Source organism: Saccharopolyspora galaxeae, from assembly GCF_016526145.1.
Lineage (GTDB): Bacteria > Actinomycetota > Actinomycetes > Mycobacteriales > Pseudonocardiaceae > Saccharopolyspora_C > Saccharopolyspora_C galaxeae.
Map to the genome: position 1 here is coordinate 102,808 of NZ_JADDUE010000012.1, position 16,172 is coordinate 118,979.

Here is a 16,172-nt window from a genome sequence, read left to right on the forward strand (position 1 = left end):
CTTCCGCGCGGTGCGTTCGTTCCGGTCGGACCGGTTTGCTGACTGCTCCGGTTTCCGGGCGGTGCCAAGTCGTTTCCTTGGGCAGCCACCAGACGCTTGCTAGGGTCATTGAAGCACCTATGACAATGCGCCGTCGATCCGTCGCCTCCCGATGGGCCTCGCCACCGGGTTCCGGCTGCTGCTGCGGAAAGGAATTCCCTTGCGACACGGCATAGTGCTGTTCACCAGCGACCGCGGGATCACCCCGGACCGGGCCGCGAAAGCCGCCGAAGAGGCCGGGTTCGACACCTTCTACGTCCCGGAGCACACCCACATCCCGATCAAGCGGGAGGCCGCGCATCCCGGCACCGGCGGCGCGGAGCTGCCCGACGACCGCTACCTGCGCACCCTCGATCCGTGGGTCGGGCTGAGCGCGGCCGCGGCGGTGACCTCCCGGATCCGGCTGGCCACGGCGGTGGCGCTGCCGGTGGAGTCCGACCCGATCACGCTGGCGAAGACGATCGCTTCGCTGGACTGGCTCTCCGGCGGCCGGGTCACGATCGGTGCGGGCTTCGGCTGGAACACCGACGAGCTCGCCGACCACCACGTCCCGGCAGGCAGGCGGCGCACCGCGCTGCGCGAGCACGTCGAGGCGATGCGGGCGCTGTGGACGCAGCAGGAGGCTTCCTACTCCGGCGAGTTCGTCCACTTCGGACCGTCGTGGGCCTACCCGAAGCCCGCGCAGGCGCACGTCCCGCTGCTGATCGGGGCGGGTGCGGGGCCGAAGACGTTCGCCTGGATCGCCGCGCACGCGGACGGCTGGATGACCACTCCCGCTGAGCGGGACGTGCGCGCGAACGCGGACCGGCTGCGCGCGGCCTGGGCCGCGGCGGGACGTCCCGGTGCGCCGGAGATCCACGTGCTCGCGACCGCGAAACCCACTCCTGAACTGCTCGGGGAGTGGGCGCAGGCCGGTGTCACCGAAGCGATCTGGGGCTTGCCGGACAAGCCCGCCGACGAGGTGGTGGCCTTCCTGGGGCGGCACGCGGCCCGCCTCGGCATCGCCTGATCCCTTGTGCGGGGCCGGGCCCGCACGCATAATGGACACCTGTCCAATCAACTGTCCGCCCGTGAGCGAACGGACCGCTCGTCCCAATGGATCGGGCGAACGGTCCGTTCACTCGATGCTCACGCCGGCGCGAGCACAGGCTGGAGGGGCCCGATGGGCGGCTTCACCCGCACTGACATGGAACAGTTCTGGCAGCGCTGGCTGGCCGCGAACCGCGAGGCCGAACGCCTCCGCGATTGGAAACCACTCGCCGACCACTACGCCGAAGACGCCACCTACGGCTGGATGTACTCGCCGGACGAGCACTTCATGGCGGTGGGGCGCGAGGAGATCCGGCAGTACGCGCTCGGCACCGAGATGGCCGGGCTCGACGGGTGGCACTACGACTACGTGGCCACCGTCATGGACGAATCGAACGGCATGGTGATCGGTTTCTGGAAGCAGCGCGCCGGGATCACCGACGACCACGGCCGCGAGTACGAGGTGCCGGGCATCGGCGGCAGCTGGTTCGGCTACGGCCAGGACTCCGCGGGCAACGGCCGGTTCGAGTGGCAGCGCGACTGGTTCGACCTGGGCGCCGCCGCGCGGACCTTCCTCAGCCTGGCCGAATCCGGGAAGGCGACGCCGGGGCTGCTGGAGCGGATGAAGACCGACGGCAAGTCGCAGCCCGGGCACTATCGGCCTGCGGACCTGCCGTCCACGGTGTGGCCGCCGGTGGTCGAGGAGGGGGCGCGGTGAGCCTCGGCGGACCGTCGGACCTCGGTTTGCCGCAGCCGCGGCAACTCATCGACGGCAGGCTCACTGCCGGTTCCGGCGGGCGGAGCCATCCCGTGCTGAACCCTGCCGAAGGCGTCGAGATCGGGAGGGCGCCCAGCGCCACGGCCGACGACGTCGACGACGCGATCGGCGCCGCGCGCCGCGCATTCGACTTCGGCGAGTGGGCCACCTCCCCGGAATTCCGCATCCGTTGCTTGCGCCAGCTGCACTCGGCATTGGTCGAGCACGGCGCGGCGATGCGCGCGTTGACGACGGAAGAAGCGGGTGCGCCCGCGTTCCTGACCGCGGGGCCGCAGTACGACGTGCCGGTGGAAAGTCTCAAGTGGACGGTCGAGATGGCCGAGGGCTACCCGTGGTGCACCGACCTGGGAGTCGCCGAGCCGATGGGGATCGCCACCCGGCGCACCATCCGCCGCGAGCCGGTGGCCGTGGTCGCGGCGATCACGCCGTGGAACTTCCCGAACCAGGTCAACCTGGCCAAGATCGGCCCGGCGCTGGCCGCGGGCAACACCGTCGTGCTGAAACCGGCGCCGGACACGCCGTGGGTGGCCGCCGAACTCGAGCGGCTGGTGGCCGAGCGGACCGACATCCCGCCCGGCGTGTTCAACGTCGTGACACCGCACGACGACGCGGTAGCGGCGCTGCTGACCACCGATCCGAGGGTGGATCTGGTTTCGTTCACCGGATCCACGGCCACCGGGCGCGCGATCATGGCCGCCGCGTCCACGACGCTGGCGAAGGTTTTCCTGGAGCTGGGCGGGAAATCCGCCGCGATCGTGCTCGACGACGCCGACCTCGGCGCCGCGGTCGGCGCGACCGCCTTCGGCGTCTGCGTGCACGCCGGGCAAGGATGCGCGCTGACGACCCGGCTCGTCGTTCCGCGGGACCGCTACGACGAGGCGGTGGAGATCGCCGCACGCACGATGCGCAAGATCGGCGCGGGCGATCCGCGCGATGCGGGCACGATCTGCGGGCCGGTGATCTCGCAGGCCCAGCGCGACAGGGTCTTGGACTACCTGCGGCTCGCCACCGAGGAAGGCGGCACGTTCGCCACCGGCGGCGGGATTCCGGCGGGCAAGGACGCGGGGTTCTGGATCGAACCGACCGTCATTTCCGGGCTGCGCAACGAAAACCGCGTGGCCCGCGAGGAGATCTTCGGGCCGGTGCTGGTCGTGCTGGCGCACGACGGCGACGACGACGCGGTGCGGATCGCCAACGACTCGCCGTACGGGCTGTCCGGGTCGGTCGACAGCGGCTCGATCGAGCGCGCGCGCAACGTCGCGGCCCGGGTTCGCACCGGGACGCTGGCCGTCAACGGCGGGCTCTGGTTCAGCCCGGACGCGCCGTTCGGCGGGTACAAGCAATCCGGCATCGGACGCGAGATGGGTGTGGCCGGGTTCGAGGAGTACTTGGAGACCAAGTTGTTGGCGGAGCCGGCGTGACCGCCGGCGGGTTACTTGGCGGAGCCGGCGTGACCGCCAGCGGGTTACTTGGCGGAACCGGCGTGACCGCCCGGGAATTCGATGGCGGAGTCAGAGGGACCGCCGGGGAATTCGGCGGCGAGGCCGCCGGCGGTTCGCCGACCGGGATGACGGGAGCGGGCATGGGAAAGCGGTTCGACGGCAAGGTCGCCATCGTCACCGGCGCGGCGCAGGGCATCGGAGCGGCCTACGCGCAAGCGCTCGCGGCCCACGGCGCGTCGGTGGTGATCGCCGACCTCAACGCCGACGCCGGGCGAACCTGCGCCAAGTCCATCGAGAGCGACGGCGGGAGAGCGATGTTCGTGCGCACCGACGTCTCCTCCCCGGATTCGGCCGCCGAACTGGCGGCGCGCGCGACCGAGGAGCTCGGCGGCATCGACCTGCTGGTCAACAACGCCGCGATCTACGGCGACATGGAGTTCGACCTGCTGCTGACCGTCGACTGGGACTACTACCGCAAGTTCATGAGCGTGAACATGGACGGCGCGCTGGTGGTGACCCGCGCGGTGCACCCGCACATGCAGCGGCGCGGCGGTGGCGCGATCGTGAACCAGAGCTCCACCGCGGCCTGGCTCTACTCCGGTTTCTACGGGCTGGCGAAGGCGGGCGTGAACGGGCTGACGCAGCAGCTCGCGCACGAACTCGGCGGCATGAACATCCGCGTCAACGCCATCGCGCCGGGACCGACCGATACCGCAGCCACCCGCAACCAGGTCGGGGAAGCGGCCGCGGACCTGGTGCGCGGGCTGGCGATCAAGCGGATCGGGCAACCGGCGGACATGGTCGGCGCCTGCCTGTTCCTGCTGTCCGAGGAGGCGTCGTGGGTGACCGGGCAGATCTTCAACGTCGACGGCGGCCAGGTGATCCGATGAGCGCGGTCGGGTTCGCCGGTCTCGGCAACATCGGCAAGGCGATGGCCACCAGGCTCGTGGACCGCCCCGGTGGCCTGCTGGTCTTCGACATCGCGTCCGAGCCGGTGGCGCAATTGCGCGCGGCGGGAGCGAAGGTCGCGCGGGACGTGGCGGAACTGGCGGCGCAGGTGGATCTGCTGTGCGTCATGGTCCGCGACGACGACCAGGTGCGTTCGGTCCTCGCCGAGGTGCTGCCCGCGGCCCGCGACGGACTCGTCGTCGCGGTGCACTCCACGATCGCCCCCGGTACCCCTGCGGAGCTGGCCGAACAGGCCGCCGAGCACGGCGTCGCGCTGGTGGACGCGCCGGTCAGCGGCGGTCCGATGGGAGCTGCGGACGGCAGCTTGGCGATCATGGTCGGCGGCCCCGAAACCGCCTTCGCCACCTGCGCCGAACCGTTCGGCCGGATGGGCGGGCAGGTCGTGCACGCGGGCCCGATCGGCGCGGGAACCAGGATGAAACTCGCCAGGAACCTGCTGCACTTCGCATCGTTCACCGCGGCCGCGGAAGCGCAGCGGCTCGCCGAAGCGGCCGGGCTGGACCTGGTCGAACTCGGCCGGGTCGTGCGGCACACCGACGGGATCACCGGCGGACCAGGCGCGATCATGCACCGCGACACGGCCGCGCCGCTGGCCGACGGCGACCCGTGGGTGGGGATCTTCGAGCACGTCCGCGCGCTGGGGGAGAAGGACCTGCGGTTCGCGATCGAGCTGGCGCGGGAGCTGGGCGTCGACGTCCCGCTCGCCCGGCACGCGCTCACCGGCCTCGGGCCAGGACTGGGGCTCTCCGCACCACCCGCGCCCCCGCGGGAGCAGTGAGCGAACGGACCGTTCGTCCAATCTAGCGGGACCAACAGTCCGTTCACCTGGGAAGCCGCGAGCAGTGAACGGACCGTTCGTCCGAACAGATCGGGCGAACATGCCGTTCGCTCCGGAACCGCACCACCGGAACGGAAGAAGGCGTGACATGCCGAGATTCGATCCCCATCCGCAGCGGCGCCCGGCCATCGTGGCCGGGGCGTCCTCCGGCATCGGCACGGCCACCGCGCAGGCGCTGGCGACCGCCGGGCACCCCGTCGCGCTCGGCGCCAGGCGGGTGCAGCTGTGCGAGGAGATCGCCGCGACGATCCGCGCTGGCGGGGGAGAGGCGATCGCCGAACCGCTCGACGTCGCCGACACCGAGTCGGTGCAGAACTTCGTCGCCGCCGTCGAGGACTCGCTGGGTCCGGTGGAGACGGTCGTCTCCGGCGCGGGCGACATCGACGCCGCGCTGATCCACGAGCAGGACCCGGAGACCTTCGCCAGCCAGGTCGAAGTGCACCTCGGCGGCCCGCAGCGGTTGGCGGCGGCGATCGTGCCGTCGATGGTGCGCCGGCAGCGCGGCGATTTCGTGTTCATCAGCTCCGACGTGGCGCGCACCCACCGCCCGCGGATGGGCGGCTACGTGCCCGCGAAGGCCGGGCTGGAGGCGATGGTGCAGACGATGCGGATGGAGCTGGAAGGCACCGGCGTGCGCACGTCGCTGGTGCGTCCCGGGCCGACGAAGACCGCGATGGGCACCACCTGGAAGGACGAGGTCGCGACCGCGGTGCTGGAGGACTGGGTGCACTGGGGACTCGCGCGGCACCCCTACTTCCTGCGCCCGTCCGACGTGGCGGCCGCGATCACCGCGATCGTCGGCACCCCGCGGGGTTCGCACCTGACGATGGTGGAGGTCGAGCCCGAAGCGCCGCTGCGAGAACGACCGGAGGGCTGAAGCGGCGGACTCGTCCGGCGACGTGACCACCGCGCACATCCGTCATTCCCGGTGAACCCGCCGAGGAGCGAATTCGGCGTTACTGCCCGCCCGGGGCGGCCTCGTTCCCGGATGGCCGCGTGCCGGGCGGGTTCTCCGCGCATTTCCGCCGGATGCGGTACCTGCATCCAGGCGGATTCGTCGGGTGCGTGGCACTCCTTCGGGGAAATCCCCGTGGGAAATGAATTGAGGGGTTTCCCCGTGTCATGCCGACAGTGCCCGCTCGTCTGCCCGGCCGCGAATAGTCTTCCCAACGTAATCAGATTTCGAGCGGAAGGAACCACTCATGCGTATCCGCAAGACCGTTGCCACCCTGGCCTTGTGCGCGGCGGGAATGTCCGTGCTCGGTGCGGGCACCGCCGTCGCCGAAGAAGTGGTGGGGCACTTCGACACGGCCGAGCAGTGTTCGGCCGAGCTCCAGCGGCTCGCCGACCAGGGTGACCCGGGTCCGCTGATGTGCGAACCGACCACCGATGATGACAACGGCCCGCAGGTCCTCGTGCGTGGCTGAGCCCGGTACTCGAAACCGATCCCCCGCCGTGCGGCGGGGGATCGGTTTTCGTCGGTGCAGAAGGGGAGTATTCCGGAAACGGCCGGTTCCGCTCACTTCGGGCCCCGGTTCGGGCGGTGCGGCGTACAGGAGCCGCGGCGGAAGCTGGGGCTGCGTCGCTCCGGGCGTCGAAACCCCGAAAACGCGGGGAACCGTCCGGTCGCGAGGAATTCGGCGGCAGCGGTCGATTCCGGCGCGTGTCCGAAGCGGAACGGCGAAGCGACTTTCCCGGCCTGATCCGGTTGCTCGCGCAACCGGGCAGCGGTGGGATTCGCGCCCGCGAGAACCCGCCCGAGAGCTCGGGCAACCTTTGCGGTTGCAAGGTAGGTCTTCGGCGGCTCTTGAGTCGTCAAGGCCAGATCGCTCTCGGGCGGATCCGCCGGTTTCCCGGCAACCCCAGCCTGCGGTCGCCGCCGCCCCGCCGACAGAGGCGAAAGTCCTGGCGGCGCCGGACCGCGCTCAGCGGCACGGACCGCGCCCCGCGACTCCGCGTAGCATCCCGGTGGAAGCTCGAAGGCGTACAAGAAGAGGAATGCTCGTGAGGTTGCGTAACGTCGTTCCGGCCGTGGCGCTGTGCGCAGTGGGAGCGTCCGTGGCGGTGCTGGGCGGCGCGTTCGACACGGAGCTGGTGAGCGAGGAACCCACCAGCGCCGCGTGCAAGCACGAACTCACCCGGCTCGCCCACGCGGGCTTCCCGGAGTCGCTGTCCTGCGAGCCGGTGCGCGACGACGACCCGTCCGGCCCGAGCGACCTCCTGCACGGCTGAGCCGACCCGATCAGTCGTCGCCGACGCCCCGTGCCGCGAGCGCTTCCCCGAGTTCGTCGGCGTGGCGCAGGGTGCGCACCAGGAACGGGATGGCGAAGGCGGAGACCGAACGGTCCGCGTCGCGAGCGCGCTGGGCTTCGCGGGTCTCCGCCGCGATGGTCGAGAGCACCGCGATGGCCTGCATCGTCAGCCCCACCAGCAGTCCGGCCCGCTCCGGCCGGACGCCGAACCGCCGCAGCGGGCGCAACCCGCGCTCGACGGCGCCGACCATGTCGTCGACCCGGGTGGTCAGGGTGAACAGGTTCGCCGCCGCCAGCGCCGCGAACAGCCGCAGCGCCACCACGATCGCCTGATCCAGCCCCAGCAGCCACCACTGCAACGCGAAGATCACCGCCAGCAGCGGGACCAGGAACCGAGCCAGCCGCCAGCAGCGTCCCGGCGAAACCCGGGCGACGAGGTAGCCGAGCAGCACCGCGCCCGCGAGCACTCCGAGCGGAGTCGGCGCGGCGAACACGAAGATCAGCACCGCGAGCGCCAGCAGCGCCAGGAACTTCACGCCCGCCGGAACCCGGTGCAGCGGGCTCGTTCCCGGCTCGTACAGCCCGAGCGGGTTCATCCGGCCAGCTCCCGATACCGCGTCAACGCCGCGTCCGGCGAGTCGTCGGCGGCCACCTGTCCCCGGTCGAGCACCACCACCCGCTCGAAGTCCTCCAGCAGGTGCAGGTCGTGCGTGACCAGCAGCACCTGCTGCGGCAATTCCCGCAGCAACTCCATGAAGTGCCGCTTGTTGCGCAGGTCGAGCAGCGTCGTCGGCTCGTCGCAGACCAGCACGTCCGGTTCCAGCACCAGCATCGAGCACAGCGCCAGCAGCTGCTTCTGCCCGCCGGAGAGCTGGTGCGCCGGGTGCTGCTCGTACCCGCCGAGGCCGTGCTGCGCGAGTACTTCGGCCGCGCGCCGCTCCCGCTCCGCTTTCGGAATTCCGCGGCGCCGCAACGAGAACGCGACGTCCTCACCGGCGGTCGGCATCACGATCTGGCTGTCCGGGTCGGTGAACACGAAACCGACGCGCTTGCGCACCGCCCGCCCGTTCTTCGCCGGGTCCAGCCCGTCCACCAGCACGCGGCCCCGCGTGGGCGTGACCAGCCCGTTGACCATCCGCGCCAGGGTGGACTTGCCGGAGCCGTTCGCACCGACGAACGCCACCCGCGGCTCGCGCAGCCGCAGGTCGACGCCGGTGAGCACGGAGTGCTCGCCGTAGGAGTGCGCGACGTCTTCGAACTCGATCAACCCACTCGCTCCCACGCGCTCGCCACGCCTAGCCCGCCGCCGGAGGACAGGGCCGCCACTCCGGTGCGCGGCCCGTTCTCGCGCACCATGCGGCTGAACAATCGCACCACCAGGACCGCGCCGGACGCTCCCCAGGGGTGCCCGAGCGCGACGGCGCCGCCGTCCGGGCTGATCGTGCGCTCGTCCAGCCCGGCCGCGTCCGCGCACGCCAGCACCTGCCCGGCGAAGGCTTCGGTGAACTCCACCAGCTCCGGCCGGTCCTGCAGCACGGCCTGCAAGGCGGGTACCGCGCCGAGCCCGAGCCGGTTCGGGTCCACGCCCGCGGTCCGTTCGGCGGCCAGCCGCAGGCCGGGCACGCCGAGTGCGCGGCGCTCGTCCTCGGTGGTGAGCAGCACTGCGGCCGCCCCGTCGCTGACGCCGCACGAGTTCGCGGCGGTGGCCGTGCCGTCCGGGGTGAACGCGGGGCGGAACCGGCTCAGCCGCTGCGCGGTGAAGTTGCGCCGCGGGCGTTCGTCGCGCGCGGCGCCGACCTCGACGAGTTCGGCGTCGAACCGGCCGGAATCCTGCGCCGCGATCGCGCGGGCGTGGCTGCGCGCGGCGAAATCGTCCTGGCGCCGGCGGGAAACGCCCGCCTCGGCGGCGACCAGGTCGGCGGCCGGGCCCATGTCCGGGTCGCCGATGTCGGCCGGGGCGAACGGGGCGCGCGAGTAGAACCGCGGTGGCTCACCGGCGGTGCGCGGTCGCCACGCCCGCCACGGCGCGGTCGACGGGCTCTCCACGCCACCGGCCAGGAACCGATCGCCGACCCCGGCGCGCAGCAGCGCCGCAGCGGTGAGGATCGCGCTGAGCCCGCTGGCGCACTGCCGATCCACCGTCATGCCGGGCACGTCGAACCCGAACCCGGCGCGCAGCGCGGCGACCCGCGCCGGATTCCCGCCCGGCCCGAGCGCGTTGCCGAGCAGCACGTCGTCCACGGTGTCCAGCCCGGAATCGGTGAGCGCGGCGCGCAGCACCGGAGCGGCGAGCTGATCGGTCGCCACATTGCGCAGCACGCCACCGACTTCTCCGATCGGGCTGCGGCGCGCGGCGATGATCACGGGTGTCCGGTCGGTCACGGTCGTTCCTGCGAAGGGGTGCTCGGGCGCAAGACCTCGGCTTGCGGCGCGCCGTTGCGCAGCCACTCGTCCAGCACGCCGCGCGCGGGTTTCCCGGAGCCGGTGCGCGGCAGCTCGGGCACGGTCAGCCAGCGCCGCGGGCGCTTGACGGGCTCCAGCTCGCGAACCCGGGCGCGCAGCTCCTCCCGCGTCGCGGGCGCGGCCGGATCGACCTCGACGACCGCCGTGACGAGCGCGCCGAGGCGGGGGTGCGGCGTCCCGGTCACCAGCACCTCGCGGACGCCCCGGCCGCGCAGCGCGGACTCGACCTCTTCGGCGGCCACCAGCGTCCCGCCGGTGCTGATCGTGGCGCTGCAGCGACCGAGCACGCTCAGCCCGCCGTCGTCGTGCCGGACGGCGCGGTCGCCGACGCTGATCCGGTCCGATTCCGGGGCTTCCAGCACGCCTTGCCGCAGGTAGCCGTCGAAGGCCAGCTCCGAGCGCACCCGCAATTCGCCTTCGCTGACCGGATTTCCTTGCGCATCAAGGATTTCCACGTCCACCACCGGCCGCAGCCGATGCTCGCCGCGGCGCAGCGCGATCAGCGAGGTCTCCGCGGAGCCGTAGTACTCCAGTAATTCGCAGCCCGGCAGCAGCGCGTGCAGCCGCGTCTCCAGCTCGGGCGCCAGGTCGGCCCCGCCGCAGACGATCAGCCGCAGCGCACAGGAGGCACGCAGCTCGGGATGCCGCTCCCACACCGAAAGCAACTCGGCGAGCATCGCGGGGACGACGTGCACGACCGTCGCGTGCAGGCACTCCTGCGCGGCGGTGCGCGCGGACCAGCGCCGCAGCAGGCGGACATCGCGGTCCTGGTGCAGCGCGTGCAGCGCGCCGAACAGGTACAGCGAGGAACTCAACGGCCCCGGGATCAGCGCGGAATCGTCGTCGCGCAACGGTGCGTCGAGCGCGGTGAAGCTGCGCAGCCAGGACTTCCGGGATCGCGCCAGCACTTTCGGCGTGCCGCTGCTGCCGGAAGTGGTGGGCAGGTAGAACCAGGTCAGCTCGTCGCCGCGCGGCGTTTCCGGCGGCTCGCCCGGAATCGGCAGGCCGCGGACCACCCGGCCCGGTTTCGCCTCGTCCAGCACGTCCTGCGGCCGCGGCCAATCCGGGTCGACGATCAGCGTGGCGGCTCCGGCGAGGTCCGCGCCCAGCAGCCAGCACAGCCGGTGCAGCGGGTCGGGGTCGTCGACCGCCACCCGATCGACTCCGGCGAGTTCGCCCGCCGCGCCCTGCGCGTGCCGCATGATCTCGGCGCCGTCGAGAACGTCCGCACCGCACGACACGCCGGCGGTGAGTCGGCGCCCGAGGATCGGCAGGGTCATTCCCGCGCCGTCCGGGAACCGCCCTGCGCAGAACCACTCAGCGAAGCGGGCAACGCCCGGTGCACCGCCACCGCGACCAGCGAAACCAGCACCAGCTTCACCGCGTCACCCGGCACGAACACCAGCGATTGCACCGCGGCCGCACCGAGATCACCGGTGAACGCGGCCCAGTACGGAATGCCGACCAGGTAGTCCACCGCCACCCCGGCCAGGTTCGCCAGCAGCAGCACCGCGAGCCCCGGACGCGGCGTCGCCCGCTGCACGATCAGCCCCACCACGAACGCCGACAGCAGCCAGCCCAGCAGGAACCCGCCGCTCGGCCCGGCGAACGGCGCGATGCCGCCGCGGCCACCCGACAGCAGCGGCAACCCGATCACCACGAGTCCCAGGAACAGCAGCACCGATGCGCCTCCGCGGCGGGCACCGAGGATGCTGCCCGCCAGCAGCGGCCCCATGTTCTGCAGCACCACCGGCACCGCGGCGCCGCCGAGGTAGAACCCGGGGAACAGGCCGAGCACGGCGATGAACGCCGCGAACACCACGGTCCGGGCCAGCTCGGTGGCCGGGGCAGTGCGTTGTCCAGGCACGACGACTCCTCACCGATCGCGGTCCGGCGTCAACCTACCCGGCTCGGCCTGCGGAACAGAAAGTGTTCCGTCCCATTGTGGACACTCCACAACCGGGCGGTGCCGGGCTTGCCCGCATTCCCCGGCTGCCGCGAAGATCGCGCCCGGCCCTACCCGAGTCCCGAAAGGGGAAGTCGTGACCACGCAACTACCCGGCAACGTCGCTCCCACCGATGACGGCGAGATCGTCACCTGGCGCCGCTGGGCGAACCGGACGCAGAGCAATTCCCGCGCCGCCGGCGGCAGGCTGTACCTGACGAACCGGCGAGTGCTGTTCTGCCCGCACGCCTTCGACGCCAACACCGGTGGCGAATACCGGAGCATCCCGCTGGCGGCGATCACCGAGGTCGGCAAGCAGCCGCGCACCCTGAACCTGCGCGCCGCGTACAACGGCGGCCTGCGCACCCGACTGCGGATCGACTGCGCGGACGGCTCCACCGAACTGTTCGTCCTCAACAAACTCGACCAGGTCATCACCGAGATCCGCGCCGCGACCGGCCCGGCCTGAATCCCTGGTACCGCGTCGTTGCCGCGCCCGGCGACGGTTGCTGCCGCCGGGCAGTCCTGGTGCCGACCGCAGGCATCGTGTACATTGGTCGTCGCGGACCCGTCCCATGTGCTTGGGGTAGCGGGTCTTGCTTATTGTCCGGGGCGAGTTTTCAGGCCAGGTGCCGGTCGAGTGGCTCTACGCCGCTCGTCGAGCAGTCCGCGAGCAGCGTGAACCACTCCCACGCGAACGGCTTGCCGACCATGCGCTCGACCCGCATGAACGCCGCGTACGCCACCAGATCAGCCATCTGCACCCACTGGCTGTGGTGCGAGTGCTGAAACAGCGGATCCTCGATCACCGAGCGCGTCGCCAGCTTCAACTCCCGGTGCGCACCGCGATACGTGTGATCACTGCCGTCCCCGTCCATCATGATCAGGCCCAGCTCGCCCGCCGCGGTCAGACGTGCGTCCAGGTACCGCACCAGCCGCGCGTACGCATCCGCCTTCGCCGCCGGATGCTTCACTCCGGGCGTCGTCCGCAGAAAGACCGCGCCTGCCGCCAATCCGTCCAAACCGTCAATGGTCGACAGCGCATCACGCATCACCTGCGACCGATTCGGCTTCGCCGTGTCCCAGTCCGTGCCCGTCGGTCGCCCGCGCCCGCCCAGGAACTTCGTCGCGTGCAGCTCGTAGTCGGTGGCCAGCCCGATCGAGCGGTACAGCTCCTGCCGCCAGTCCAGCCAGCCGCGCAGCACCTGATTCCACGCCCCCAGTTCAAGCTCCACCCAGCCGAAGACGTTGATTCCGTGCTGCTCCGAGCCGGAGTCGTCGACGTAGAACACCCGCACGATCATGACCACACCGTACGGAACGTGATCGGAAGAAAACCCACCGTGTTCGTTCGCGGCTCCGCTCACCATCGGCGAGCAGGGGAGCGGGCCCCGCAACCGCCGCTTGATCGGCGACCGCTCCTGCGCCGTCAGCCGGAGGCCGCCGCGTTCAGCCTGCCCAGTGCGCCGCGGACCACCTGCGGGTCGTAGGTGGCCCAGAACGGCGGCAGCGAGGCGCGCAGGAAGCTGCCGTAGCGGGCGGTCGCCAGCCGCGGGTCGAGGACCGCGATGACGCCGCGGTCGTGCACGGACCGCAGCAGCCGCCCGGCGCCTTGGGCCAGCAGCAGCGCCGCGTGCGTCCCGGCGACGGTGATGAACCCGTTGCCGCCGTGCGCGGACACCGCCTTCTGCCGCGCCGAGGCGAGCGGGTCGTCCGGCCGCGGGAACGGGATGCGGTCCATCACCACGAGTTGCAGCGAGTCACCGGGCACGTCCACGCCCTGCCACAGCGACAACGTGCCGAACAGCGAGGTTTCCGGTGATTCGGAGAACTTCGCGACCAGCTGCGCGGTGTTGTCCTCGCCCTGGCACAGCACCGGCGTCGACAGCCGGTCCCGCAGCTGTTCGGACGCCTGCTTGGCCGCGCGCATCGAGGAGAACAGCCCGAGCGTGCGGCCACCCGCGGCCTGCACCAGCTCGGTGAGCTCGTCCAGGTACTCGTCCGGAAGTCCGGCTTTGCCCGGCGGCGGCAGGTGCCGCGCGATGTAGAGGATGCCGCTGCGCCGGTGCTCGAACGGTGAGCCGACGTCCAGCCCGGTCCAGGCGGTGCTGGAGCTGTCGGAGGGTGCTTCCTTGCGGCTGGCCATGTCCTCGGCCGCGGCCGCCTGGCGCTCCGGCGGCAGGCCCCACTGCCGGGCCAGCGTGTCGAAGGACCCGCCGAGCGCCAGCGTCGCCGAGGTCAGCACCGTCGTGCGCTGCCCGAACAGCCGCTCCCGCAGCAGCCCGCCGACGCCGAGCGGGGCCACCTTCACCGCTCGCGGCCGGTTCGGCTCGGCGCTGATCCAAACCACGTCGCGGCGCTGGCCCTCCGGTTCGTCGAAGGCGTCCAGCAACCGAACCGCGGTGTCGTGCAGCTCCTCGGTCAACGCCAGCGCGAGCCTGCGGGCCGTGCTGCCTTCGACGTCCTCCTTGCGCTCCGGCCCGAGCGCGGTCATGCACGCCGCGCCCGCGTCGCGCAACGCCGTGAGCGCCCCGCCGAGCGCTTCCGGCATCGCCTCCAGCCGCTCCGCAGGCGCGTCCTCCAGCACGGTTTCGAGTCCTTCGGCCGCCTCGTCGAGCCGGTCGGCGATGCTCTGGTCGATCGCGCGCCCGCAGCGCCGCGCGGCGAGTTTCGCCTGGCCTCCGGTGAGTTCTCCGGTGGCGGCCGAGGTCACCCGGTCGACCAGGTCGTGCGCCTCGTCGACCATGACCACGTCGTGCTCGGGCAGCACCGGCCGGTCGTCGAGCGCGTCGATCGCCAGCAGCGCGTGGTTGGTCACGACCACGTCGGCCCGGCCCGCTTCACCGCGCGCGCGTTCGGCGAAGCAGTCGGTGCCGACGGGGCAGCGCTGCACCCCGAGGCATTCCTTGGCGGTCACCGAAACCTGCCGCCACGCCTGATCGGTCACGCCCGGCACGAGTTCGTCCCGGTCGCCGGATTCGGTCTCGGTCGCCCACTCCCGCAGCCGCTTGACCTGCCGCTCCAGCGCGGAGGCGGCGAACGGGTCGAACAGCGCGCCTTCGTCGGGTTCTTCCGGGGCGTTGCCGTGGATCCGGTTCAGGCACAGGTAGTTGCGGCGGCCTTTGAGGATCGCGAACGTCGGCGGCCGCCCCAGCGCCTCGGCCAGCGCGGTCGCCAGCCGCGGCAGGTCGCGGTCCACCAGCTGGCGCTGCAGCGCGATCGTCGCGGTGGAGATCACCACCGTGGTGGCCGCGGTGACGGCGTGCCGGATCGCGGGAACCAGGTAGGCGAGGGATTTGCCGGTGCCGGTTCCGGCCTGCACGGCCAAGTGCTCACCGGATCCGATGGAGTGCTCCACGGCGTCGGCCATCCGCGCCTGGCCCTCGCGCTCGGTGCCGCCGACCGAGCGGACCGCGATCTCCAGCAGCTCGGCCAGCTCTGGTACCTGCTCCGGTGGTTTCGCGGTGCTCGGCTCGCTCCGGTGCTGAGCCTGCTGCGGCCCGCCCTGCTTCGCGAGGTCGGCGGCGATCTCCGGCGGAAGATCGTCGGAATCGTCGGGCGCGAACACGTCCGGATCGGACCACTGCGGAACGGAACCAGGCACCCTCCGACGCTACCGCGCGGCCACGTCAAGGCTGCGGGGCACACACCGGCGCGAGTCGGGCGGTGACGCATGGATGGGCGTGGCCGCAGCCAAGCGGCTGCTACGCCGCCTGCCCGGCACTCGCAGCACCGCGCCGTTCCCAGCGGGTCAGGAAGGCGCCGCCGGCCAGGCGCTCATGGCGTGATCGATCACGCCTTCCAGGTCCGCCAGGGACGCGCCGTCCTTCGCCTGGATGGACAGCCCTTGCAGCACCGTCGCGTAGAAGGTCGCGACCGATGCGGTGTCGGTGTCCGCCCGAACGTCGCCTTCGGCGATGCCGCGTTCCAGGCGTTGCCGCAGCGTCGCGAGCACTTCGCGGCGCAGCCCGGCGAGGTGCTCGCGAACACCGGCGTTGCGGGCGGTGCCGACGTTCGCAGCCAGCACGATCATGCAGCCCCGCGGAGTCGCCGGGTCGGTGTAGGACCGCGCGTAGCTGCGCAGCATGGACTCCACCGCCAGCCGCGCGGTCGCAGCCCGGTGCAGGGCGTCGTTCGCGGCGCGGCCCTCGACGGTGTTGTACCGCTCGGTCGCGGACCGGAACAGTCCCTCCTTGCTGCCGAACGTCGCGTACAGGCTCGGTGCGTTGATCCCCATCGCGGCGGTGAGGTCGCCGATGGAAGTCCCCTCGTACCCGCTGGCCCAGAAGACCTCCATCGCCTTGTGCAGCGCGACCTCCCGGTCGAAGGCCCGCGGTCGTCCGCGTTCGGTCATCTCGTGCCCTCCCCGGCCGGTGTCGCGGCTTCCTGCCGCAAATTCTGCTTGACGGCCACCAGT

17 protein-coding genes are annotated in these 16,172 nt (G+C 71.8%); 9 read left to right on the top strand and 8 right to left on the bottom strand.

The genetic code is table 11. The features are described from left to right. Positions 1-199 precede the first annotated feature (199 nt). From INP57_RS24590 to INP57_RS24625, 8 genes are all read left to right on the top strand, one after another. Positions 200-1,048: an LLM class F420-dependent oxidoreductase gene (locus INP57_RS24590; RefSeq protein ID WP_200072703.1), complete on the top strand. Its 849-nt coding sequence runs from the start codon at positions 200-202 to the stop codon at positions 1,046-1,048. A gap of 177 nt (positions 1,049-1,225) precedes the next feature. Further along, the gene (locus INP57_RS24595; protein ID WP_233628217.1) at positions 1,226-1,786 is read left to right on the top strand and encodes a nuclear transport factor 2-like protein; all 561 of its coding nucleotides are present in this window, start codon (positions 1,226-1,228) and stop codon (positions 1,784-1,786) included. Then, on the top strand, positions 1,783-3,267 hold the full coding sequence (locus tag INP57_RS24600; protein WP_307850268.1) for an aldehyde dehydrogenase: 1,485 nt from the start codon (positions 1,783-1,785) through the stop codon (positions 3,265-3,267). The genes INP57_RS24595 and INP57_RS24600 overlap by 4 nt, the downstream gene beginning before the upstream one ends. A 161-nt stretch (positions 3,268-3,428) precedes the next feature. After that, on the top strand, positions 3,429-4,178 hold the full coding sequence (locus INP57_RS24605) for an SDR family oxidoreductase (RefSeq protein WP_200072705.1): 750 nt from the start codon (positions 3,429-3,431) through the stop codon (positions 4,176-4,178). Further along, positions 4,175-5,035, top strand: a complete 861-nt coding sequence (locus tag INP57_RS24610) for an NAD(P)-dependent oxidoreductase (protein WP_200072706.1) — start codon at positions 4,175-4,177, stop codon at positions 5,033-5,035. Before INP57_RS24605 ends, INP57_RS24610 begins: the two co-directional genes overlap by 4 nt. 148 nt (positions 5,036-5,183) lie before the next feature. Then, positions 5,184-5,972 carry an SDR family oxidoreductase gene (locus tag INP57_RS24615; RefSeq protein ID WP_200072707.1) on the top strand — a complete coding sequence of 263 codons (789 nt, stop codon included), beginning with the start codon at positions 5,184-5,186 and terminating at the stop codon, positions 5,970-5,972. Positions 5,973-6,297: 325 nt separating this feature from the next. Further along, positions 6,298-6,522, top strand: a complete 225-nt coding sequence (locus INP57_RS24620; protein WP_200072708.1) for a hypothetical protein — start codon at positions 6,298-6,300, stop codon at positions 6,520-6,522. A gap of 577 nt (positions 6,523-7,099) precedes the next feature. Beyond that, on the top strand, positions 7,100-7,327 hold the full coding sequence (locus INP57_RS24625; protein ID WP_200072709.1) for a hypothetical protein: 228 nt from the start codon (positions 7,100-7,102) through the stop codon (positions 7,325-7,327). Positions 7,328-7,337: 10 nt separating this feature from the next. On the opposite strand, the gene INP57_RS24630 is transcribed toward INP57_RS24625, so the two are convergent. Genes INP57_RS24630 through INP57_RS24650 form a run of 5 tightly spaced genes read right to left on the bottom strand, consistent with a single transcriptional unit; the run spans position 7,338 to position 11,677 of the window. After that, positions 7,338-7,943 (bottom strand): energy-coupling factor transporter transmembrane component T family protein, encoded by a 606-nt coding sequence (locus INP57_RS24630; RefSeq protein ID WP_200072710.1) that lies wholly within the window; start codon positions 7,941-7,943, stop codon positions 7,338-7,340. Next, complete coding sequence (locus INP57_RS24635) at positions 7,940-8,614, bottom strand: energy-coupling factor ABC transporter ATP-binding protein (RefSeq protein ID WP_200072711.1); 675 nt, start codon at positions 8,612-8,614, stop codon at positions 7,940-7,942. Before INP57_RS24635 ends, INP57_RS24630 begins: the two co-directional genes overlap by 4 nt. Continuing rightward, positions 8,611-9,729 (bottom strand): thiolase family protein, encoded by a 1,119-nt coding sequence (locus INP57_RS24640; protein WP_307850269.1) that lies wholly within the window; start codon positions 9,727-9,729, stop codon positions 8,611-8,613. The genes INP57_RS24635 and INP57_RS24640 overlap by 4 nt, the downstream gene beginning before the upstream one ends. Then, positions 9,726-11,090: an ANL family adenylate-forming protein gene (locus INP57_RS24645; protein ID WP_200072712.1), complete on the bottom strand. Its 1,365-nt coding sequence runs from the start codon at positions 11,088-11,090 to the stop codon at positions 9,726-9,728. Before INP57_RS24645 ends, INP57_RS24640 begins: the two co-directional genes overlap by 4 nt. Then, positions 11,087-11,677, bottom strand: coding sequence for a biotin transporter BioY (locus tag INP57_RS24650; protein ID WP_200072713.1), 591 nt, complete (start codon positions 11,675-11,677; stop codon positions 11,087-11,089). Before INP57_RS24650 ends, INP57_RS24645 begins: the two co-directional genes overlap by 4 nt. A gap of 175 nt (positions 11,678-11,852) precedes the next feature. Here INP57_RS24650 and INP57_RS24655 point away from each other — a divergent pair, with 175 nt between their 5' ends. Next, complete coding sequence (locus INP57_RS24655; RefSeq protein WP_200072714.1) at positions 11,853-12,224, top strand: GRAM domain-containing protein; 372 nt, start codon at positions 11,853-11,855, stop codon at positions 12,222-12,224. Between the two features lie 151 nt (positions 12,225-12,375). Here the strand turns inward: INP57_RS24655 and INP57_RS24660 are convergent, their stop codons facing one another. From INP57_RS24660 to INP57_RS24670, 3 genes are all read right to left on the bottom strand, one after another. Continuing rightward, entirely contained in the window at positions 12,376-13,059 is a 684-nt protein-coding gene (locus INP57_RS24660) for a DUF3800 domain-containing protein (RefSeq protein ID WP_200072715.1), read from the bottom strand. Positions 13,060-13,184: 125 nt separating this feature from the next. Continuing rightward, positions 13,185-15,359 (bottom strand): ATP-dependent DNA helicase, encoded by a 2,175-nt coding sequence (locus INP57_RS24665; RefSeq protein WP_374220966.1) that lies wholly within the window; start codon positions 15,357-15,359, stop codon positions 13,185-13,187. Positions 15,360-15,506: 147 nt separating this feature from the next. Then, positions 15,507-16,109, bottom strand: a complete 603-nt coding sequence (locus INP57_RS24670; RefSeq protein WP_200072716.1) for a TetR/AcrR family transcriptional regulator — start codon at positions 16,107-16,109, stop codon at positions 15,507-15,509. Between the last annotated feature and the right edge of the window lie 63 nt (positions 16,110-16,172).